Below are 20930 nucleotides of genomic sequence, written 5' to 3'. Positions count from 1 at the left end.
GCTACAGATCCAGATGCAATGGTCGAGCATGGCTCGGCGCTATAGATGTGCGTCTGCCATGTGCCGCACATGCTCGGCGGCCTGCGCATGCAGCCAGTCACGGAACGCAAGGAAACCGCGATGGCTGGCCGAGCGCTGCGGGTACACCAGCCAATGCGGCCAGTCGGTCTTCAGGCGCTGGCTGGACAGTGCGACCAGCTGGCCCGAATCCAGCAGCAGCCGCGCCCGCGTCACCCGCCCGAGCGCTACGCCCACGCCATCCAGAGCGGCGCGATGGTGCGCCTCCGAATCATCCAGCACCGCCACGAAACGCGACGGCGGGCTCTGCCCGCTCAACGCGAACCAGGCGCCCCACGCGCCGTCCGGATCACCGAGCAGCGGCCACCGGGTCAACGGCACACGGTCAATGCCGCCCATGCGTTCGATCAGCGCCGGGCTCGCCATCGGCACCAGCCACTCGTCGAACAGCGGTTCCACCACCAGGCCCGGCCATTGCCCGCTGCCCAGACGCAGCGCGGCGTCGAACTGGCGCTGCCGCTCGAAATCAACCAGGCGTTCACTCGACTGCAGGTTGATCTCGATCTGTGGATGCTCGGCCACGAAGTGACCCAGGCGCGGCACCAGCCAGGCCGACGCCATCGACGGCACCGCGCTGATCGTCAGCACGTGCTCGGCACGTGCGGCATAGGGCTGGAAGGCTTCGTTGATCGCATCCAGATGCGGTCCGACCTGGTCGAGCAGGCGCTGCCCCTCAAGGGTGAGGGTGACACCACGCGGCTGGCGGATCAGCAGCGGCTGCCCGAGCCGTTCTTCCAGTTGTCGCATCTGATGGCTGAGCGCACTGACGGTCAGGTTCATCGACGCCGCCGCGCGCGACAGGTTGCCGAGCCGGGCAGCAGCCACGAAGCCCTGCAGGGCATGGAGCGGAGGGCGGGACATCAGGCTTGAATTCCTCTCAAGGCATGCTTGCGGAAATGTCGCTTTTTGCCCGCCCATGCTGCCCGTATCGTGCAATCCACTCAAGTGGAGGCACGCTCATGAACATCTTCAGCGGCTTGTTGTTCCTGCACGGCCACGTGGCCAGTGCCGAGCTGGCATGCCAGCTGGCCAGCCCGTCCACACCTGCCCCGCAGTGCGCGCGGCAACTGGCCGCGCCGGTTCAGCCGCCGCGAGCCCGTTGAACGCTCCTCAACCTGCATACCAGCGTTGGATGTGTTCAGGCAGCCACGGGATCGGATCGATGTCCAATGCCCGACAACCGTCGAGGGTGTCACGCAGCGCGCCCTCGCCGGGGCCACCGGGGATCCGCAGGCCTTCCTCTTCGGGAAGCTGCACCGCAGCCCAGTCGTGCAACCGGTCCATGCGCAGGCGAAGGGCGGCTCGCAGCCACCCCTTCAGTGGATAACAGCGATAGCCCTGTTCGCCCAGGCCGGCAACCGCGAGCGACAAAGCGTGGTTGGCACCACGCACCCATTCGGTGCGGCCTCCAGCCTTGTCCTGGACCGTCATCGGCGCCGGCGCGCGGTGCGCTTTGAACGGCGAACGCAGCTGCAGCTCCAGATCCCGCGCATCGCGCTCGCTTTCCGCTTCCACCAGCGCACCGGCGTCGAGATCGAAGAACTCGAACCAACGCCGATGCAATGCGCTGATGCGCCCAAGCGGATCACGTGAGAAACCAATCTTCGCGTAGTCTTCCCACGCACAGGGGAAGACGTAGGCGAAGACACGACCGTCGATGCGGATATCCGACTGCATGTACGCAGGCTGCCTCGACAACAGCCCGCGTGCAACCGGGCGTTACCGTGGACGCTGCAGCGCTTCCTGCACCGCCGCAGCCACATCGGTGTTGTCGATGTAGCTGCCGTCGTTCCAGCGCACATGCTGGCGGTAATCGGCATCAACGCCGCGCACGCGCTTGCCCAGCAGCTCCGCGCCCGCGCCCTTGGCCCACAACGGCACCAGCGCGTTGGAATGGTTGCCGGTGGGACGGAAGCTGATCCCGGGCATGCGTCCACGGCCGTTGTTGCGCACCGGCTCGAAGGCGACGTTCTGTGCATCCGGGCCCATCGGCATGCTGTTGTCGTGGTCGGTGGTGACGATCAGCAGGTTGCGCTCCCAGCCACCGTTGCGTTCGATCCACTCGATCACTGCTGTCACCGCGTCGTTGAACTCCACGGTTTCCTCGATCAGCCGGCCGTACTGCGGCTGGTCGCTGCACTGGCCGTAGTGCCATTCAGTGCCGCAGGCACTGGTATGGGCGGCCCAGTCGGTGGCGCCACCTTCCACCATCAGGAACAGGCCGTTGGACGAACGCTGCTGCAGGAATTGCAGCGCACCACGGGTCATGGTCGCAAGATCCGGCACACTGTCGATCTTCCTCACACCGGAAGGCGTGGCCGCATCCTTGCCCAGCACCTGCAGCTGGCGCGCCTGCTGCAGCGTGTTGGCCACGCGCGGTACACCGATCAGCGGCCGGTCGGCCGGCAACCGTCCCTGCGCCAGCGCGGCGAACGCTTCCTTGCTGCGGATCAGGCGCCACGGCCCGGACGGATTGCCGGCAATGGTGCTGCCCGCTTCCAGCTGCTGCCAATCCTGCGGCGACACCCACTCCCATGGATTCGCGCAGCCCTCGGCCTTGGCCGCGCCGGCACTCTCGTCACAGGCGCGACCATCAACGCTGTAGCCAGGGCCTCCGGTGCCCATCACCAGATCCAAATGCCCCTGCGCCAGCATCTGATGGGCGATGGCGTGATAGTTGTTGCGCGATTGATTCTGCGCCGCGAACGCGGCCGGCGTGGCATGCGCGAACGGTACCGAAGTCACCACGCCGGTGGCCATGCCCAGCCGCTTGGCGCGCAGCGTATTGAACTCGACCGGCTGGCCATCGTTGTTGTAATTGATGGCGTTGTTGTAGGTCTTGATGCCCGAGGACAACGCGGTGCCCGCCGCCGCACTGTCGGTAGCCACCGCAGCCAGGTACTGGTAGCCCGCAAACGGCAGGTCCTGCGCAGGAACCGGTGTGTCATCCCAGGCCTTGCCCGCGTCGTAACCCAGGGTCTGTGCGTTGTCGCGGGTCGGCTGGCTGCTGGCATTCAACGGGAAGGTGGTTACCGCCAGGCGCTGCGGGAAATCCGCATACGGGGCCCCTTCGCGGCCGCCGTATTGCCAGTAGGCGGCGGCGTCCCAGGTGCCCCAACCGGCGCCGTCGTTGATCATCACGATCACGTTGTGCGGGCGCGCTGGGCCGGAAGCAACAGCCTCGGCGCGCAGATTGGGCTGGCAGCCGCCAAGTGCGGCCAGCGCGAGCAGCAACGAAGAATGAAGCCAGCGGCGTGGAATGCGTGCAGTCATCGGGTGTCCCGTTGGGCCATCGGCGGCCCACAATTACGATACGTTATATCGTTGCAATGTTGCAGCTTCGTGCAGCCGCTGCACACTATCCTGCAGGCCCCCACTGCCATCCTCGTTTCCATGCCGTCTCCTGCTCCCGCGCGTGCACCGCTGTCCTCCATCACCCTCGATGCGGCAACGTTCGCGGTGATTCACCAGCACAACGCGGACATCGCCAGGCAACCGGCCTCGCTGACCAAGCTGATGACCGCCTATGCGGCGTACGAATGCGTCGAAGAGAAGGGAGGCGCGTGGGACGAAGCGGTCACCATCGCCGCCGGGGATGTGCACGCGGTGGCCGATGATGAAACGCGCATGGGCCTGGTGCCCGGTGAAACAGTCACCCTCGCGCGCCTGCTGGAAGGACTGATGATCGTCTCCGGCAATGACGCGGCGCTGGCCATCGCGCGCCATCTGGACGGATCACAGCCTGCGTTCCTGGAGCGCATGAACCGGCACGCACGCCAGCTCGGCCTGCGCAGCAGCTGGTTCGCCAGCGTGTCCGGCATCACCACCCCGCACCATGCGTCCAGCGCGCGCGACATGGCAGTACTCGCCGCCTGCCTGCTGAATGACCATCCGCAGATATTGGCAATCACCGCGCAGCGCGCGTTCGCGCATGGCAGCTTCGGCCGCAACAACCAGAACGCGCTGCTCGGTGATGACGGCGTGGATGGCTTGAAGACCGGCTACACCCAGGCCGCAGGCTTCTGCCTGGCCGCCACCGCCTGCCGGGCAGTGCCCGGGCGGGATCAGCCGGTACGCCTGATCACCGTGGTGCTGGGTTCTGAAAGCCGCGACGCACGCGATGCCCTTGTGCGCGAGCGGCTGGCCGCCGGGTTCGCGGCGCTGGCCGACAGCACCGCCGACGCCTGAGCGGCTCAGCGCCGCTTGACCGTCGCCACGATCAAGCGCTGCAGTTCGGCCCCGGCGTCGGCCTTGTCCAGCGCGCCCGCAGCCACACCCTCGGACAGGGTTTCAGCCGCACCGAGAATCGCCCAGCGTCCCGCCAGCGATACCGTGCCGTCGGCAGCAAACGGGCCCAGCCAGGCGTCGCAGTTGTCGACGAAATCCTGCTGGTAACGCCGCCGTAGCTCGTGCAGTTCCGGAGCGCCCACCAGCGCGGCGAGGATGCCCTGCACTTCACTGCCCTGGCTGAGGATGCAGTCGATGTAGCCGGAGGCGATGGCCGCCGCACGATCGGCCAACTGCGCGCGGGCGCGGCCGATGCGCTCGTTGAACACCACCGTCTGACGGCCGTCGTAGTCATCGTAGAGCGCGGCCAGCAGGCCGTTGCGGGTCACGAAGTGATCGTAGGCCACCGGCTTGGTCACGCCCGCGGCCTCGGCCAGCCGACCCAGGGTCAACGCGTCGGTGCCTTCTTCGCCAACCAGCGCCCAGGCCACGTCCAGCAACTGGCGGGCGCGTTGCTCGCGGGTCAATCGGCGGCGCGTGGGAGCGGCGTTGGCAGGCATCGGCGGAACACGGCGATCAGTGCATCGGAGTTCCGATTTTACGGCCGATCACCAGCGCGGTCTGCAGATGCGTTTCGGCCGCACCGGTATCGGCATCCAGCAGCAGTTCTGACGTCAGCACGTGCGCGCCGCAGTAGTCGAAGATGCCCATGTCGATCTGCGTCTTCATCGCCGCGCCGTAACCGCGCCGTTCGATCATGTCCGCGCCGGCCCCACCGATGCCGACCAGGTGCACGCGCAACCCCTGCAGCTTCTTCTGCACCTTGCCGTCTGCACCGTCCTGGTAGGCCCAGCCCTGGGTGAACACGCGATCGATCCAGCCCTTCAGCAGCGCGGGGAACGACCACCAGTACAGCGGGTAGACCAGTACCAGCGTGTCGGCAGCATCCAGCCGCGCCTGCTCGGCGGCGACGTCGGCTGGAGGTGCGCCGGTGCCACGGAACAGCGCCTGGTCGTGCGTGTTGAAGCGCGGATCGAAGCCTTCGGCCATCAGATCGGCATGGGTCACGGTATTGGCGGTATCCGTTGCGGTGATGGCTTCGCCGATGCGCCTGGCGATGGCATGGGTCAACGCGGCGGATTCAGGATGGGCGGTAACGATGAGGGTGTGCATGGGGGATGTCCGGAACTCACTACCTACCAATAGTAAATAGTGATGCCCGGGACACCAGCGCCATGCGTGGGACGCTGTTTCCGCATCCGCCGTATAGTGCGGCGGTTCCCGCTGAGATACCCGACGATGCACCGATACCTGCTCGCCCTTCTGCTGGCCCTGCCGATGGCAATGGCCGTTGCGCCAGCGCTGGCCGGTGAGCTCAGTCCGGAAGACTCGGCCGCATTGCGCCAGGACGTGCAGGCGATGTTGGGCGCATTCGCCCGCGGCGATGCCGAGTTGATCATCGCCCGAACCCATCCCAGCCTGAAGCGCCTGGCCGGGGGCGATGAGGCCTATGCGCATATGACTCGCGACACCCTGAAAGAGCTGCGCAAGACCGGGGTCACCATCATCAGCGACGAGGCTGGCGTGCCGGGCCAGACCTATGCAGCCGGTGATGAGGAAGTCTGCTTCGTGCCACGCCAGTCGCTGCTGCGCGTGCGCGAGGCGCCGATGCGCAGCACCTCGTTCATGCTCGCCGTGCGCCGCGTCGGCACAGCCCAATGGAGTTTCATTGACGGTGCTGCGTTGCTGGACAATCCCGCGCTGCTGCGGCAACTGCTGCCAGCGTTGGAGCCTGGGGTGACGCTGCCCAAGGGTGGGATGGAAGCGCTGTAATCGCAGGCGCATCCATCCACGCATGGCGTGGATCTACTATCCCTGCTGGTCTGGGACTGCACCGGGATTTCGCTCAACGGAACAGCGCGTTCAACGCGGCCCCGGAAGCCGCCTGCTGCAGGCCGTCGAAGCGTCCGGCCTGCACGATCGGCTGTGTCGCCTGCATCAGTCCGCCCCATGCAGCACGGGCCAATGCGCCGCCCAGGCTGACGCGGCGGACGCCGAGTGCAGCGATGTCCTGCAGGCTCAGCGGTGTCGGCCCACCGACCAGCAGGTTCACCGGCTTCGACCCTGCGGCGGCAACCACCGCGCTGATCTGCTCGCGCGTGCTGATGCCTGGTGCATACAGCACGTCTGCACCGGCCTCGGCATAGGCGCGCAGGCGCTGCAGGGTGTCCGCCAGATCCGGCACGCCGACGAAGAAGTTCTCGGCACGGCCAACCAGCAGCACGTCGCCGCCCGCGCGGTCGATGGCTGCACGGGCAGCTCGCAGGCGCTCCACCGCCTGATCGATCGGACGCAGCGGTGCATCGGCGACGCCGCTGGCATCCTCGATCGACAACGCCGCGATGCCGGTGTCGATCGCCGCGGCCACCGCCTCCTGCACCTTCTGCGGCGTATCACCGAAACCATCGCCGAAATCGGCGTTCAACGGCAGCGGCGTCGCTGCCGCCATCAGGCGCAGATGGTCCAGCGTGGCCTGCAGCGAAACCGCTCCGTCCGGCCGCCCTTCGCTCCAGGCACAGCCGGCACTGGTCGTGGCCAGTGCCTGGAAGCCCTGCCGCTGCAGGTAGCGCGCACTGCCCACGTCCCATGGATTGGGCAGTACGAAGCACCCTGCTGCATGCAGCTGGCGCAAGGCCGCGCGCTTGCGTTGGGTATCGGCATCGGGCGAGGTCATGGCGGGCTCCGGGGCGGCAGACCTGCACCCTAGCCCGCCCTGCAGCCGGGCTCAACGACGACGGCGCAAACCTGCATGAGGTGATGCCACCTGCTTATTGGACGCTGTGGATGCAGGTGCCCGAGCGTGCTTGCCTGCCCACACGATGCCGCCACGGAGCCCTTCATGCACCCGGACCCGCTGACCTTGATCGACGCCGGCGACGATGACGCCCACTGGGCCGACCTGCTTTCGCCCACACGCCGCCGCCTGATCGCTTCGGCCGGTCTGGCCGCCGGCGGCCTGGCCAGTGCGTCGACCGCCGCCGCAGCCCCGCGCGGCGATAGCACGGTGAACACCACCGAACCCGGGCGCCCCGGCTTCCGTGCCATCGTCCCGCCGCCGGTGAAGGGCAGCAGCCCCTGGGGCCAGGTCACCGCCAGTGAACCGACCCCGCGCCCGGCCAGCGTGCGTCCCGGGGAGGCCACCCTGCCCGCGACCCCACGTGCCTACACCGACATCAAGAGCTATCACGCGCATATCTACTTCGACGAGGACAGCTTCGAGAAAGCTGCGCTGCTGCGGCGCTGGGCGGCGGAGCGCTTCCCGGTGGAGCTGGGCAACTGGAACCTGGAACCACGCGGACCGCACGTCACCCCGTCGTTCTATTTCGGCTTCACCAACGACCTGCTGCCGGTGCTGGTGCCCTGGCTGCAGCTCAACAGCCTGGGCCTGACCATCCTGATCCACCCCAATACCGGTGATGGCCGCGCCGACCATCTGTATTACGCGTTGTGGGTGAACCGCGCGCAGCCGGTGAACGCCTACAACTGGCCGGCACCGAAGCCGGGGGAACGGGAGCCCTTGGAGGAGGTGTTCCCGAACGTGGTGCCGACGGTGCCGCTGGAGACGTGAGCGGGTGCGTGGCGGGGGCGGTGGGTGGCGTGCAGCGCACCTTGGGCTGCCCCTCGGTGGGTGCGTAGCCTGCTGCGCACCGAACTTCCTTCATCCACGCATGGCGTGGATCTACCGCATCACAGCCCGTTGCGGCATCGGACATCGCCCGGCCTGCCGCCATCGTCGGCCTACGTGCACGCATCCCCCAGCTGCACGGCGTTCAGCGCGCCTTGATCCAGCGCCCGCCATACGGCCGCAAGCCCTCCGGGGAATTTCAAACAATCGATTGAAACGCTGCAAACTTCGCCGAACTGGACAGCATCCGCCGGTTCCGCCAGACTGCCGCCCTTTCCCGTCTTCCGGATCCCATGGCGAAGCTGCTGGTCCTGCACGGCCCCAACCTCAACCTGCTCGGCACCCGCGAGCCGGAGGTCTACGGCCACACCACGCTGGCCGACATCGACCAGGCGCTGGCCGCCCAGGCCTCGGCTGCCGGGCACGCGGTGGACAGCCTGCAGTCCAATGCCGAGCACGTGCTGGTGGACCGCGTGCAGGCCGCACGCGACGACGGAACCGCCTTCATCCTGATCAACCCCGCTGCCTTCACCCACACCTCGGTCGCCCTGCGCGATGCGCTGGCGGCGGTGGCGGTGCCGTTCATCGAGATCCACCTGTCCAACCCGCATACCCGCGAACCGTTCCGCCAGCACAGCTACTTCAGTGACAAGGCCGTGGGCGTGGTCTGCGGTTTCGGCGCCGACAGCTACCGCTACGCGATGGACGCGGCGCTGCTGCGCGTGCAGGCGGCCCGCGCGTGAAGATGCTCCCAAGAGTGCTTGCCTGCATCGTGCTGTGGGCCGGCGTGTGCGGCGCCAGCATCGCCGCCGAGCGCGCGGCCGCTGGCATTGACTGCGCGCAGGCGACCGGCGGCTACGAGCGCGACATGTGCGATTCCGATCGCCTGGATGACGCCGACAGCGCATTGAACGCCGTTTACGTCCAGGCGCGCGGCGAACTGAAGGCGCAGGCCGCCGATGGCAGCTGCAGCCGCTGCGCAGCGGCCGAACAGCAGCTGGTGAAGGCCCAGCGCATCTGGATAACCCTGCGCGATGCAGACTGCGAGGCAGTCTACGCCTTCAATGCAGACGGCACCTCGCGCAACCCTGCGAAGATGCAGTGCCTGATCACCCAGACGCGCGACCGTACGCGGCAGCTGCGCGAGTTCTACGAACTGCTTTGACCCGAGCGCGATGCGCTTCCCACCACACTGACATCAAGAGCAAAGAGGCCACCATGGATCTCCGCAAAATCAAGAAGCTGATCGACCTGCTGGAAGAGTCGAACCTGGCTGAAATCGAAATCAAGGAAGGCGAAGAGTCGGTGCGCCTGTCGCGCGCCCCGGTGGCCGGCTATGCCGCCCCGGTCGCCGCCCCGGTGTACGCCGCTCCGGCCGCTCCGGCGCCGCAGGCGATGCCGATGCAGTCGCCGACCGAAGCCTCCACCGGTGGCACCGCCAAGCCGGGCCCGGCGCTGCCGGAAGGCCACGTGCTGCGCTCGCCGATGGTCGGCACCTTCTACGCGTCGTCCGCCCCGGACAAGCCGGCGTTCGTCAGCGTTGGCCAGCAGGTCAAGGAAGGCGAGACCCTGGCCATCATCGAAGCGATGAAGATGTTCAACCCGATCGAAGCCGACAAGTCCGGCACCATCGTCGCCATCCTCGGCGAGAACGGCCAGCCGGTCGAATTCGACCAGCCGCTGTTCGTGATCGGCTGAGGGGCACGCCATGCTCGACAAAGTTGTCATCGCCAACCGAGGGGAAATCGCGCTGCGCATCCTGCGCGCGTGCCACACCCTCGGCATCCGCACGGTGGCCGTGCATTCCACGGTCGACCGCAACCTCAAGCACGTGGCCATGGCCGACGAGTCGGTCTGCATCGGTCCGGCGCCGTCGCCGCAGAGCTACCTCAACATCCCGGCACTGATCGCCGCGGCGGAAGTCACCGACGCCCAGGCCATCCACCCGGGCTACGGCTTCCTGTCGGAGAACGCCGACTTCGCCGAGCGCGTGGAAGAGTCCGGTTTCATCTTCATCGGCCCCAAGGCCGACACCATCCGCATGATGGGTGACAAGGTCGAAGCCATCCGCGCGATGAAGTCCGCCGGCGTGCCGTGCGTGCCCGGCTCGGGCGGCCCGCTGGGCGAAGACATCGTCGCCAACACCAAGATCGCCCGTGAGATCGGCTACCCGGTCATCATCAAGGCGGCCGGTGGTGGCGGTGGCCGCGGCATGCGCGTGGTGCACGCCGAAGCCTCGCTGAAGACCTCGATCGAAACCACCAAGAGCGAGGCCAAGGCCGCGTTCGGGAATGGCGAGGTCTACATGGAGAAGTTCCTGGAGAACCCGCGCCACGTGGAAATCCAGGTACTGGCCGACGGCCAGGGCAACGCCATCCACCTGGGCGAGCGTGACTGCTCGATGCAGCGCCGCCACCAGAAGGTGGTGGAAGAAGCGCCGGCACCGGGCATCACTGCCGAGCAGCGCGAGCAGATCGGCAAGGTCTGCACCGAAGCCTGCGTACGCATCGGCTACCGTGGTGCCGGCACGTTCGAGTTCCTGTACGAGGACGGCCGCTTCTACTTCATCGAAATGAACACCCGCATCCAGGTGGAACATCCGGTTACCGAAATGGTCACCGGCATCGACCTGGTGGCTGAGCAGCTGAAGATCGCCGCCGGCCAGAAGCTGTCGATCAAGCAGAGCGACGTGGTGCTGACCGGCCATGCCATCGAGTGCCGCATCAACGCCGAAGATGCTGAAACCTTCGTGCCGAGCCCGGGCACCATCACCGGCTTCCATCCGCCGGGCGGCCCCGGCGTGCGCGTGGACACCCACATCTACAGTGGCTACCGCGTGCCGTCGAACTACGACTCGATGATCGGCAAGCTGATCGTGCACGGCCCGGACCGCGAAACCGCCATTGCCCGCATGCGCGTGGCACTGAGCGAAATGGTGGTCGATGGCATCAAGACCAACGTCGCCCTGCAGCAGCGGATCATGCGCGACAAGGGCTTCCAGGCCGGTGGCCAGAACATCCACTACCTGGAAAAGCGCCTGGCCGAACGCAAGAACAAGCCGATCGCGCTGACCTGATCGGCGCCACGTGCTGGACACGAAAAGGGCGGGGATATCCCCGCCCTTTTCTGTTGCTGCAGCGCCGAGCCCATGCTCGGCTTGCCGGAAAGCTCAGCCGAGCGTGGGCTCGGCGCTACAGCAGGCGCATCAGCGCTTGTCGGCAGCTTCGGCCGGAATCTGCGAGTTCGCCAGCGGACGCACGCCATTGGGCGACGTCGGGTCGACGATCACCATGGTCTCGGTCGAACCATCCGGCCACACCACCTGGAAGGTACTGCCCGCCGGCAGCGACGCGAACGGCATGCCGCTCTGCGCGCGATAGACCGCGGCCACCTGGCTGGCACCGGCACGGCGCACGTCTTCCTGCGCCTTCACCGTGGTCAGTTCCACCTTCGACAGATGCCGGTAGCGATCTTCATAGGTATCGATCATCAACAGGCCAACCGCGCCGGCCGAGTAGGCCACGAACAGGGCCACCCAGAACCAGAACTTGGCCCCGTGCAGGAATCGGCGGTAGTTCATTGCTCGTTCCTCTTTCCAACCAATCGCTTGATCCATTCCTTCATCTTCCCAGCGCCTTGCCGCGATACCGCAGCGTCATACACGAAATCCCGGAAATCCTGCGTACCATCCTGCGAACAGATCCCTCCGTTCGCACAAAAACTGTTGACCAGCACACTGTCTGCCCCACACGGTAGACCGAGTTCGCAGGCCGCAAGCCGCCATGCGAGTTCACTGAGCTGCTCGCCCGCCACCAGGCCGTTGAGCGCGCGGTCACCCGAGGCGCGCACGCCCATGCCCGGTGCGATCGCCATGAAGGCCTCCGGGTCGCGCGAGGTGCGCACCCGTTCAACCAGGTCACGGCGGTACTCGGGGCTGTCCTGCAGCGGTTCGCCCTCGGCGAACAACGCAGCCTCAGCAGCCAGATTGCCTTGTGCGGCCGCCTTGCGACGTTCGGACAGCACCAAGGCCGTGCCCAGCTTGTCGCCCGGCACGAAACCACCACAACGCTGCGCGACGCGCTCGCGCGCCTGCACCATCGCCGGTGCGGCGGTCAGGCCCAGCCCGGCCAGCACGTTGTTGTCCAAGCGGTAGCCACCCGGATCGACCGCGTACTGCGCGCAGTAGTCATAGACACGGCTGAGCATCCAGCGCGCCTCGTGGTTGCCTTCGTCCGCCTGGGCACGCAACCGCTGAGCATAGGCATACAGGTCGGTGGCGTCTTCGATATCGGCGCGGAGATCCAGGGGCAGCCCGGACGGCAATGCGTTGCCACGCTCGAAGGGTGCCAGGCGGCGCGCGAGCGCCTCCGGCATCACCGGCAGCGGCGCCGCACTGTCAGCGGCCGCGACCGCACCTGCCAGATCCGCCGACGCTACCGAAGACGTCGCAGCATGGCCGCTGGCCCGATAACCGGCCACGCCCAGCACGGCCACAGCCGGCAGTACGAGCAACCAGGTTTTCAGGGTCGGAGCGAAGGCCATCGGCGGCGGTAGGCGATGCGGCGCATAGGAAAGCACGAAGTTTAGCAAGGCCCGACGGGCCTGTCTGAACGGGCTTCGTTCATCTCGGAGCGGCATCTCAGGCAATACGGAGACGCCCCGATGGTCTAGCATGGCCCCCTTTCCTGCGATTGCCCCCAACCACCATGCCGTTCCTGGAACTGACCCTGCGCTGCACCGAAGCCACCCAGCCCCGCTATGAAAATGCGCTGGAGGACGTTGGTGCACTGGCCGTGACCCTGCTCGATGCCGAGGCCGATACCAGCAACGAACAGGCCATTCTCGAACCGGGCGTGGGCGAGACCCCGCTGTGGGACACGCTGGTGCTGAGCGCACTGTTCCCCGCCGACAGCAACGCGCTGTTGCTGCTGGCCGCACTGGAATCCTTCGATCCGGAGCTGGACTGGAGCAGCGGCAGCTTCCGCGCGGTCGAGGATGAAGACTGGGAACGTGCCTGGCTCGACCAGTTCCAGCCGATGGACTTCGGCAGCCGTACCTGGATCGTGCCGTGGAACCATGAACTGCCCGATGCCGCACAGGCCGCCGATGCCGCCGTGGTGCGGTTGGACCCGGGCCTGGCGTTCGGTTCGGGCACCCACCCGACCACCGCACTGTGCCTGCGCTGGCTGGACCAGTTGGCGGTCGATGGCCTGCTGCAGGGCCAGCGCGTGCTCGACTTCGGTTGCGGCTCGGGCATCCTCGCACTGGCCGCGCTGAAGCTGGGCGCCGCCGAAGCCATCGGCGTGGACAACGATCCGCAGGCCCTGGTCGCCACCGCCGACAATGCCGAGCGCAACGGCGAGCAGGCCCGCATGCATGTGTACCTGCCGCAGGACGAACCGGTCGCGACCTATCCGATCGTGGTCGCCAACATCCTCGCCTCGGCGCTGGATGCGCTGGCCGAACTGCTGGCTGCGCGCGTTGCTGCCGGTGGCCGCATCGCCCTGTCCGGCATCCTGCATGGCCAGGAAGGCGAACTGCTGCAGCGCTACGCAGCATGGTTCGACGATCTGCAGGCCACCCAGGATGGCGACTGGATGCGCATCACCGGCGTGCGCCGCGCCTGATCGTGGTTGAATGACCGCTGGATCCGAGCCCGCGCCCTGAGCATGTCCGAGCCGAACCCACCGCGCCGTCCCCTGGCCACCTTCCTGCGCACGACGCCGGAGGGTGAGCCTGCGCCTGCGACCGATGCACGTGCGACCGATGCGCGCATGCAGGACGAAGCCGGGCACGCAACGCCCGTGGAGCAGATGCAGGCCGAGCCCATCGACCTGGCACGCCCACCGGCGACAGAGATGCGACACGACGATGACGTTGTCATCGTTGATGAAGCAGCGGCCATCGAGCCGGCGCCGGTCGCGGTGCAGGCAACGGCGGTCGCCAGTGATGCCCCCAGCTTCCTCGGCAGCGCACGCACGCGCACGCTGCCAACACCCCGCTGGCACTGGCTGCTGGTCGCCGGGCTGGCATTGCTGCTGGTACTGCAGAGCGTGCTGGCCGACCGCGCGCGGCTGGCCGCCGACGCCGGCAACCGCGCATGGCTGGGCACGCTGTGCGGCGTGCTGCGCTGCAGCCTGCCTGCCTGGCACGAACCCACTGCGTTCACCATGACCAGCCGCGAGATCCGCCCCCTGCCGGGCCAGGCCGGTGTGCTGCAGGTACAGGCCAGCATCCGCAATGATGCGCGCTGGGCACAGGCGTGGCCGGACCTGCGGTTGTCATTGTCCGATGCCGATGGCCGGGTGATCGGCAGCGGCGTGTTCACGCCCGCGCAGTACCTGGGCGAGAACCCCGGTGCAGCCCTGCTGGAACCGGGCCAGAGCGCGCGCGTCGCCTTCCGGTTGCAGGAGCCCGCTGCGTCCACCGTCGCATTCACCTTCGACTTCCTCTGACCGGGGAGAGGCGACCAGCCGTGGCAGGCCGGGCACGCTCGCGCTAGACTGGCCGCCACCACCTCGTCCGGCCGCGCGCTCCGCGCGCACGGGCCAACCGAATCGGGAACCCCCTTGAACGCTGTCCTTTCTCGTCCTGACAACAGTCGTGGCGCTCCCCGGCCACCGCTGCGTGAACACGTCGCCCAGTCCGTGCGCCGCTACCTGCGTGACCTTGATGGCTGCGATGCGGACGATGTCTACGAGATCGTGCTGCGCGAGATGGAGATTCCGCTGTTCGTGGAAGTGCTCAATCACTGCGAAGGCAACCAGAGCCGTGCCGCCGCGATGCTGGGCATCCACCGTGCCACCCTGCGCAAGAAGCTGAAGGAATACGGCATCAGCGCCTGAGCGCACCGATGTGTAGAGTCGAGCCATGCTCGACTGCTCCTGCGCCGGGCAACACGTGAAACGCAGTCGAGTATGGCTCGACGCTACAGAAGCGGGTCAATGCCGTTCCAGTAGATCCACGCCATGCGTGGATGGAAGCCGGCAGAATCAACCGCCGCCGCCCGCCTTCCAGTAATACCTCACCACATGGAAGAACACCGGCGCGGCGAAGCACACCGAATCCAGTCGGTCGAGCATGCCGCCATGGCCCTCGATCATGTGGCCCCAGTCCTTGATGCCACGATCGCGCTTGATCGCCGACATCACCAGGCCGCCCCAGAACCCCATCAGGTTGATCAGCAGCGACAGGCCGAACGCCTGCAGCGGCGTGAATGGGGTGATCCACCACAGCGCCGCACCCAGCGCACTGGCACTCAGCACACCGCCCACGAAGCCCTCCACCGTCTTCGACGGCGACAGCTTCGGCGCAATCAGATGCCTGCCCAGCAGCTTGCCCCAGATGTACTGCAGCACGTCCGAAGACTGCACCACGATCACCAGGAAGGCGAACAGCAGCACGTTGCGCGACGGGTCATGGCCGGGCACGTGCAGGTTCAGCAGCAGCGGTACATGCGAGATGCAGAACACGCAGATCATCAACCCCCACTGCACCTTCGCGGTCCGCTCCAGGTAGTGCGTGGTATCACCGCCAATGGTCGACAGGATCGGCAGGAACAGGAACGCATAGACCGGAATCAACAGCGTGTACATGCCGTACCAGTCGATCCAGACCAGGTAGTACTGCCACGGCAGCACGATGTAGAACGCGGCCAGCAGCGCGTAGTAGTCGCCCGAGCGGGTCGGCGCCAGGGTGATGAACTCGCGCAGTGCGAACAGCGAGATGATCGCGAACAGCACGATCACCCCGGCACGACCGAAGAACAGCGCCAGCCCGACCACGATCGCCATCACCCACCACGCGCGGATGCGCGAGACCAGGTTGGCGATCACCGCGCTGGGCTGCCCACGCTGGCGCCAGCGCAATGTCTCGGCCACCAGCGTGGCCAGCACCAGCACCGCACCCACGCCAGCAAACAGCAGGCCGGTCTGCTGGCCGACACTCTGCGTGGCCAGGTCGCCGGACACATCGATCAGGAAGCTCATGCCCTGCCCCCGTTCGGCGCCAGGTCCAGCAGCGCCTGCCGGCTGCGGGCCAGGAAGGCGGCCTTGTCCTCGTCGGCCTGCAGCCGCAGCGGCGTACCGAAGGTGGCCGTGCACAGCAGCGGCAGCGGCAGGAACCGGCCCTTGGGCATCACCCGCTTCAGGTTGTCGATCCACACCGGTACGAATTCCAGCTCCGGGCGTTGCCGTGCCAGGTGATAGATGCCGCTCTTGAACGGCAGCAGCGGCTCTTCGCCCACGTTGCGGGTACCTTCCGGAAACAGAATCAGCGAGCAGTCTTCGTCCACCGCGTCACGCAGGGCCTGCAGTGGATCCTGCTGGCGATGGCCGGCCTCGCGCTCGACCAGCACGCCGTTGAACACCGCATCGATCAGGTAGCGACGCAGGCCATCGCGCTGCCAGTATTCGGCCGCGGCCACCGGGCGCACCTGGCGCCGCAGTGCCGGTGGCATCGACGACCAGATCAGCACGAAGTCACCATGGCTGGCGTGGTTGCCGTAATACACGCGCCGTTCGCTGGACGGCGCACAGCCGATCCACAGCGCGCGGGCGCCGGTCACTACATGGATCGCGCCACTGCAGGCGCGCGCAATCAATTCAGCGAACATCGGTCCCTCCCGTTCACGTCTGCGGCCACAACACGGCCAGCACCAGCAGTGCGAACTGCACTGCAGTCAGCAGGTACTGGCGCAGCAGCAGGCGACGCATGCCGGCCCAGCGCGCATCCCAGCCGCGCAGCGGCGCGTCGGGCTGCATGCGGCGCAGGCCACTGGCGTGCAGCAGCTGGTCGGTGCGGCGCGCGGCGGCTTCGCCGTCCAGGCTCTCATCGCGCAGCAGCTGCAACAGGCTGGCATCCAGCGCCACCCGCCACGCGTGGTAGATCTGTGCGATGCCCGCGGCAACACTGAGCAGCAACAGGCCGGCGGCAATCATCGCCAGGCCAGGTTCGGTGCCGAGCAGCAGCAGCGCCACCAGCAGCAGGCCCAGCGACAGGCCCGCCGGCCAACGGCCCTGCCGCAGCAGCAGCTGCATGGTCGCCAGATCGGGAACCGTACTCACGTGCGTACTCCCGCTGCAGCAGTGATGGCATGCAGATGCGCCGCGCCCAGCACGACGCCCGGACGTGCCGTGCGCACGATCGCCACCGCGGCATCGGTATCGGTGGCACGACCACTGCGCAGCAGCCAGGCCGCCACACTGGCAGCACTGCGCGAATAGCCCAGCGCGCAACACACCAGCAACGGTCCCTGCGCGCGCAGCCGCTCGATGACCTCGGCCGCCTCGCGCAACTGGTGCGGCGTGGGCACCACCAGGTCCAGCATCGGCACGCTGGCATACGCCGCGCCCGGTGCACGACAGGACAGTTCGGCACAGGCATCGACCACGCCGACCAAGGGTGCCGGCAATACAGCGCAGGGAACACGCCCCAGCCATACACCGTCCATCACCGGCACCGGCTGCGGCGCGCGGCGCGTCCACAGCCGCGAATTGATCCAGGCCGCACCCAGGTACGGCGCCAGCAACCAGCGTGCCGCTATGGTCAGGCGGCCATCGGCACGCTTCTGGAACACCGCCGTACCGAGCCCCGCATACGCCAACGCCACCAGCAGCAGCGATACCACCGGCCACAGCAGCCACAACGCCGCGCCACGCAGAAGCACCACCGGCACCAGCAATGCAGCGGCCCCCAGCAGGTACAGCGCTGCCAGGCGCCAACGTCTGGCGTCACGCGCGGTGCGCCAGGCACGCAAGGGTGGCGTGCCCTGCTCCGGCCACAGCCAGACGCACAGCCAACCGGCCAGCAGGCCGGTCGGGATATCGATGAAATGATGCTGGAATGTGGTCAGCACCGAGACGCCGATCAGCAGCGCCCACACATGCAGTACCCAACGCCACACCCCATGCAGGTACTGCGCGAATTTCACCCACAGCACGATCAGCAACACGATGTGCAGTGATGGCGCCTGGTTGAACGGCTTGTCGAAGCCCAGCAGCACATCGAACAACCAACCGAACACACCGCCGATCTCCGGCCGCTCGAAACTGAAGCGCAGTGGCCACAGCAGGAAGCAGGTCACCGCGATCAACTGTGCACTGAACAACCGCAACGCATGCCGGTCCAGCTCCAACCGTTGCCGGCACAGGAAGAAGGAAACCGCATAGAACAGATCGATCGACCAGTACGGCACGATCGTCCACGGTACGAACGGAATCTGCGTTTCCCATCCGAACGCCATCACCGGCAGTTCGGCATGGCGGCCGGCCATCCAGTTGGCGAAGCCATAGCTGGCGAAGAAGAATGGGCCCAGCAGGGCCAGCCACAACAGGGCGCGCCGCCAGGGGCGCCCCTCTGCGGCCAGCGGGGATGCGGCGAGCGTCGCCATCACGCGGTCCGGCGCGCCAGCGACACCGTGAAGATGCCGAAGTCGTCGATACGCTGCGCCACCTTCTCGAACCCGGCCAGGCGCACCAGCTCGTCCATTTCCTGCTGGGTACGGCGGCGCATCACCCACGCGGCGCCGCCACGGTGGCTGGTCAGTGCGCGTGCGATGAACTCCAGCTGCGGGTGCCACGGCTGGCCGGTATAGGCCAGGTAGCCGCCCGCCGGCACCGTCGCAGCAATGCCCTGCAGCGAGCGCAGCACCGCATCGTTGTCGGGGAACAGTTCGTACAGGCCCGATACCACGGCCAGCGTCGGTGCTGGATCGACGTTGGCCAGCTGTGCCGGGTCGAACGCATCACCCTGCTCGAAGCGCGCGATGTCGGCCGCCCCCAGGCGCTCGATCAAGGCCTGACCCTGGGTGACGTTCAGATCACTGAAGTCGCGCAGCACGATGCGCTCGGCGCGCTGTTCGCCCTGGCCCAGCGCTTCCAGCACGTAGCGGCCATGGCCGGCGGCCACGTCCAGCACGCGCACCGGCGTGCCCTGCCCGCGTAGGCGCTGGGCAGCGTCGCGCAGCAGTTCCTGCAGGTGCTGGCCGCGAATGCGGATGCCGCGCCAGCCGATCGCATCCAGATAGTTGCGATCGACCATGCGCCCCAACGGGCCCTTGCCGCGCGCCTCATCGCGATAGATGTAGTCGAGCGTGCTGCCCGAATCGAATCCGGTCTGCAGACCCAGCGCGATGCCTTCGGACAACGTTCCGCCGAAGCGCAGGCCGCCACGTACCACGCGCCAGCGCAGGTCGGCCAGGCTGTTGCGTTCCGGTGGCCAGGCCAGGATCTCCGATTCTTCGAAAGTCGGCCCATGGCGGTGCGCATCGCGCCGCGACAGTTCGCGCAGCGGCTCGGCGAAACGTGCCTGGATGAAACTGCGGATACGCGCCAGCGCCGGCGCCCGATCGCGCTCGCCCAGCGTGTCGTGGAAGAAGCCCGGCAGATGCACGCGCTCCTTGATCTGGCTGGACAGGCGCTCGTAGAAGCGGTCCTGCGGGCCACGGTGCACCACGAAATCCGAGCCGGACACCAGCAGCTGCACCGGCACGCTGATCGCCTGCGCATCGGCGACGATGCGGTCGGCCGCTTCGTACAGGCCCAGCAGCACGCGCACCGAGATCGGCCGGGTGATCAGCGGATCGGTGCGGTAGCTTTCCACCCGCGCCGGATCGTGGGTCAGCCACTGCGGCTTGACGTAGCTGTTGACGAAGAAATTGCCGCGCAGCTTCTGCATCAAGGCCAGGCCCGGGCGTGCGAACGGCACGTACAGCTTCACCTTGAACGCCGGCGAAGCCATCACCAGCGCGCGCAGGCGCGGCGCGTAGTCGTGCACCCAGGTGGCGGCGACCACCGCCCCCACGCTCTGTGCGATCACCACGATGTCTTCCACCGCGATGCCATGCTCGGCGCCGATGTGGGCGATGAAGCTGTCCAGATCACGCACCAGCGCCGGGAAGCCCGGGGCATCGCCTCGTGCGCCGGGCGAACGCCCATTACCGCGTGCATCCCAGGCGAAGAAGGCGGTGTCGGGCAGGTCCAGCTCATCGACCAGGTGGGTGACCCGGCCAGAATGTTCATGGCCGCGATGCAGCAGCACGACAGCCTTGGTGGCTGGGGTCGCGGTGGTGCTCGCCCAGTACCGGTAGAACAGCGGTACCTGGTCGAAGCTGTGGAATTCCCGTTCCTGCGCCTGACGCATGCAATCTCCTGATTGTCTTTTTGTATCTGCTTGATTAATTCGGCGAAACCGCCGCTTCCCGCAGTCCGCGACGGACGCGATTGATCATCGTCAGCACGCACAGCACCTCCATGGCCGCGGCCACGCCAGTGACAGTCATCGCAGCCCCCCAGCCGAACGCCAACAGCAGGCCCAGCACGCCGATGACGAACGCGCGGTCGCTCTTGCCCATCGGGCCGTCATAGCGGCGGCTGGCACCGACCATCAGCCCCAGCACCCCGGTGTACTCGCTCAGGGCCGCCGTCCAGGCCAGCAGCCACAGCGCTTCCGGGCGCACGCCCGGCACGCTGAGCAGGCTCAGGTACAGCGCCGCGTCGGCGATCACATCGCACAGCTCGTTCAGATAGGCGCCCAGCCTCGACTGCTGGCCGAACTCGCGGGCCAGCATGCCGTCCACCGCGTTGAGTGCCATGCGCAGCAGCATCCACAGCGGCAGCAGCAGGTACAGCAGGGGCTGGGACGGCGCGCAGCACCACACGGCGGCGGCCACCAGCAGCGAGACCACGGCGGCGGCCACGGTCACCGTATTGGCGGTGATCCCCATGCGGTACAGACCGCGAACGGCTGGACGCAACAGGTCCTGGAAACGTCCTTTCAATGCATAGATCGACATGATCCGTACCCGCTGATCCTTGGCAGTGCGGGCACAGCCTACCCCATCGTCGGCAGATTCCGACAACCCGGCTCCGGTCCACAGCCCAGCCCCCGGACCGGTCCGGATCGATGTGCCCGACCCGGCCTTACACCGATTGCCATGGCA

25 protein-coding genes are annotated in these 20930 nt (G+C 67.2%); 11 read left to right on the top strand and 14 right to left on the bottom strand.

Going from position 1 to position 20930, the window contains the following annotated elements:
- Positions 1 to 39: 39 nt before the first annotated feature.
- Complete coding sequence (locus R1L06_RS10285; protein WP_317217637.1) at positions 40 to 939, bottom strand: LysR substrate-binding domain-containing protein; 900 nt, start codon at positions 937 to 939, stop codon at positions 40 to 42.
- Positions 940 to 1037: 98 nt separating this feature from the next.
- Between R1L06_RS10285 and R1L06_RS10280 the strand changes: the two genes are divergently transcribed.
- On the top strand, positions 1038 to 1181 hold the full coding sequence (locus R1L06_RS10280) for a hypothetical protein (protein WP_317217636.1): 144 nt from the start codon (positions 1038 to 1040) through the stop codon (positions 1179 to 1181).
- A 7-nt stretch (positions 1182 to 1188) separates the two neighbouring features.
- On the opposite strand, the gene R1L06_RS10275 is transcribed toward R1L06_RS10280, so the two are convergent.
- A complete protein-coding gene (locus R1L06_RS10275) occupies positions 1189 to 1755 on the bottom strand; it encodes a GIY-YIG nuclease family protein (protein WP_317217635.1) in 567 nt (188 codons plus the stop codon).
- 42 nt (positions 1756 to 1797) lie between these two features.
- On the bottom strand, positions 1798 to 3351 hold the full coding sequence (locus tag R1L06_RS10270; protein ID WP_317217634.1) for an alkaline phosphatase: 1554 nt from the start codon (positions 3349 to 3351) through the stop codon (positions 1798 to 1800).
- Positions 3352 to 3471: 120 nt separating this feature from the next.
- On the opposite strand from R1L06_RS10270, the gene R1L06_RS10265 reads away from it, so the two are divergent.
- Entirely contained in the window at positions 3472 to 4266 is a 795-nt protein-coding gene (locus R1L06_RS10265; RefSeq protein WP_317217633.1) for a D-alanyl-D-alanine carboxypeptidase family protein, read from the top strand.
- A 5-nt stretch (positions 4267 to 4271) separates the two neighbouring features.
- On the opposite strand, the gene R1L06_RS10260 is transcribed toward R1L06_RS10265, so the two are convergent.
- A complete protein-coding gene (locus R1L06_RS10260; protein ID WP_317217632.1) occupies positions 4272 to 4865 on the bottom strand; it encodes a TetR/AcrR family transcriptional regulator in 594 nt (197 codons plus the stop codon).
- 16 nt (positions 4866 to 4881) lie between these two features.
- Positions 4882 to 5478, bottom strand: coding sequence for an NAD(P)H-dependent oxidoreductase (locus R1L06_RS10255; RefSeq protein ID WP_317217631.1), 597 nt, complete (start codon positions 5476 to 5478; stop codon positions 4882 to 4884).
- 126 nt (positions 5479 to 5604) lie between these two features.
- Here R1L06_RS10255 and R1L06_RS10250 point away from each other — a divergent pair, with 126 nt between their 5' ends.
- Positions 5605 to 6138: a hypothetical protein gene (locus R1L06_RS10250; RefSeq protein ID WP_182266790.1), complete on the top strand. Its 534-nt coding sequence runs from the start codon at positions 5605 to 5607 to the stop codon at positions 6136 to 6138.
- Between the two features lie 73 nt (positions 6139 to 6211).
- Here the strand turns inward: R1L06_RS10250 and R1L06_RS10245 are convergent, their stop codons facing one another.
- Positions 6212 to 7039 carry an isocitrate lyase/PEP mutase family protein gene (locus tag R1L06_RS10245; protein WP_317217630.1) on the bottom strand — a complete coding sequence of 276 codons (828 nt, stop codon included), beginning with the start codon at positions 7037 to 7039 and terminating at the stop codon, positions 6212 to 6214.
- Positions 7040 to 7204: 165 nt separating this feature from the next.
- Between R1L06_RS10245 and R1L06_RS10240 the strand changes: the two genes are divergently transcribed.
- From R1L06_RS10240 to accC, 5 genes are all read left to right on the top strand, one after another.
- The gene (locus R1L06_RS10240; protein WP_317217629.1) at positions 7205 to 7933 is read left to right on the top strand and encodes a DOPA 4,5-dioxygenase family protein; all 729 of its coding nucleotides are present in this window, start codon (positions 7205 to 7207) and stop codon (positions 7931 to 7933) included.
- A 350-nt stretch (positions 7934 to 8283) separates the two neighbouring features.
- Positions 8284 to 8733 (top strand): type II 3-dehydroquinate dehydratase, encoded by a 450-nt coding sequence (gene aroQ, locus R1L06_RS10235; protein ID WP_317217628.1) that lies wholly within the window; start codon positions 8284 to 8286, stop codon positions 8731 to 8733.
- Complete coding sequence (locus tag R1L06_RS10230; protein WP_080355197.1) at positions 8730 to 9155, top strand: lysozyme inhibitor LprI family protein; 426 nt, start codon at positions 8730 to 8732, stop codon at positions 9153 to 9155. The genes aroQ and R1L06_RS10230 overlap by 4 nt, the downstream gene beginning before the upstream one ends.
- Positions 9156 to 9208: 53 nt before the next feature.
- The gene (gene accB / locus R1L06_RS10225) at positions 9209 to 9688 is read left to right on the top strand and encodes an acetyl-CoA carboxylase biotin carboxyl carrier protein (protein WP_032129560.1); all 480 of its coding nucleotides are present in this window, start codon (positions 9209 to 9211) and stop codon (positions 9686 to 9688) included.
- Positions 9689 to 9698: 10 nt separating this feature from the next.
- Positions 9699 to 11066, top strand: coding sequence for an acetyl-CoA carboxylase biotin carboxylase subunit (gene accC, locus R1L06_RS10220; RefSeq protein ID WP_032129559.1), 1368 nt, complete (start codon positions 9699 to 9701; stop codon positions 11064 to 11066).
- A gap of 129 nt (positions 11067 to 11195) precedes the next feature.
- Here the strand turns inward: accC and R1L06_RS10215 are convergent, their stop codons facing one another.
- Both R1L06_RS10215 and R1L06_RS10210 read right to left on the bottom strand, forming a co-directional pair.
- Positions 11196 to 11570: a hypothetical protein gene (locus tag R1L06_RS10215; RefSeq protein ID WP_010481078.1), complete on the bottom strand. Its 375-nt coding sequence runs from the start codon at positions 11568 to 11570 to the stop codon at positions 11196 to 11198.
- The gene (locus tag R1L06_RS10210) at positions 11567 to 12532 is read right to left on the bottom strand and encodes a hypothetical protein (protein WP_032129558.1); all 966 of its coding nucleotides are present in this window, start codon (positions 12530 to 12532) and stop codon (positions 11567 to 11569) included. The genes R1L06_RS10215 and R1L06_RS10210 overlap by 4 nt, the downstream gene beginning before the upstream one ends.
- Before the next feature lie 164 nt (positions 12533 to 12696).
- On the opposite strand from R1L06_RS10210, the gene prmA reads away from it, so the two are divergent.
- The 3 genes from prmA to fis all read left to right on the top strand — a co-directional run bounded on the left by prmA (position 12697) and on the right by fis (position 14835).
- A complete protein-coding gene (prmA, locus tag R1L06_RS10205; protein WP_049463300.1) occupies positions 12697 to 13617 on the top strand; it encodes a 50S ribosomal protein L11 methyltransferase in 921 nt (306 codons plus the stop codon).
- Between the two features lie 42 nt (positions 13618 to 13659).
- Positions 13660 to 14445 (top strand): DUF3426 domain-containing protein, encoded by a 786-nt coding sequence (locus R1L06_RS10200; RefSeq protein WP_197617051.1) that lies wholly within the window; start codon positions 13660 to 13662, stop codon positions 14443 to 14445.
- 114 nt (positions 14446 to 14559) lie between these two features.
- Entirely contained in the window at positions 14560 to 14835 is a 276-nt protein-coding gene (gene fis / locus R1L06_RS10195; protein ID WP_005419706.1) for a DNA-binding transcriptional regulator Fis, read from the top strand.
- A gap of 147 nt (positions 14836 to 14982) precedes the next feature.
- On the opposite strand, the gene R1L06_RS10190 is transcribed toward fis, so the two are convergent.
- From R1L06_RS10190 to R1L06_RS10165, 6 genes are read right to left on the bottom strand one after another with little or no spacing between them, the layout of a single operon-like run.
- Positions 14983 to 15978, bottom strand: coding sequence for a phosphatidate cytidylyltransferase (locus R1L06_RS10190; protein ID WP_032129555.1), 996 nt, complete (start codon positions 15976 to 15978; stop codon positions 14983 to 14985).
- Positions 15975 to 16604, bottom strand: a complete 630-nt coding sequence (locus R1L06_RS10185; protein WP_032129554.1) for a lysophospholipid acyltransferase family protein — start codon at positions 16602 to 16604, stop codon at positions 15975 to 15977. The genes R1L06_RS10190 and R1L06_RS10185 overlap by 4 nt, the downstream gene beginning before the upstream one ends.
- Positions 16605 to 16617: 13 nt before the next feature.
- On the bottom strand, positions 16618 to 17055 hold the full coding sequence (locus tag R1L06_RS10180; protein ID WP_285303598.1) for a hypothetical protein: 438 nt from the start codon (positions 17053 to 17055) through the stop codon (positions 16618 to 16620).
- On the bottom strand, positions 17052 to 18356 hold the full coding sequence (locus tag R1L06_RS10175; protein WP_317217643.1) for a phosphatase PAP2/dual specificity phosphatase family protein: 1305 nt from the start codon (positions 18354 to 18356) through the stop codon (positions 17052 to 17054). Before R1L06_RS10175 ends, R1L06_RS10180 begins: the two co-directional genes overlap by 4 nt.
- Positions 18357 to 18379: 23 nt before the next feature.
- Positions 18380 to 20131: a bifunctional alpha/beta hydrolase/class I SAM-dependent methyltransferase gene (locus R1L06_RS10170; RefSeq protein WP_317217627.1), complete on the bottom strand. Its 1752-nt coding sequence runs from the start codon at positions 20129 to 20131 to the stop codon at positions 18380 to 18382.
- 34 nt (positions 20132 to 20165) lie between these two features.
- Positions 20166 to 20783: a CDP-alcohol phosphatidyltransferase family protein gene (locus R1L06_RS10165; protein ID WP_317217626.1), complete on the bottom strand. Its 618-nt coding sequence runs from the start codon at positions 20781 to 20783 to the stop codon at positions 20166 to 20168.
- Positions 20784 to 20930: the final 147 nt, after the last annotated feature.

The organism is Stenotrophomonas mexicanensis (assembly GCF_032911605.1).
In the GTDB taxonomy this organism is placed as follows: domain Bacteria; phylum Pseudomonadota; class Gammaproteobacteria; order Xanthomonadales; family Xanthomonadaceae; genus Stenotrophomonas; species Stenotrophomonas maltophilia_A.
This window is presented reverse-complemented; position numbering and strand designations above follow the sequence as displayed.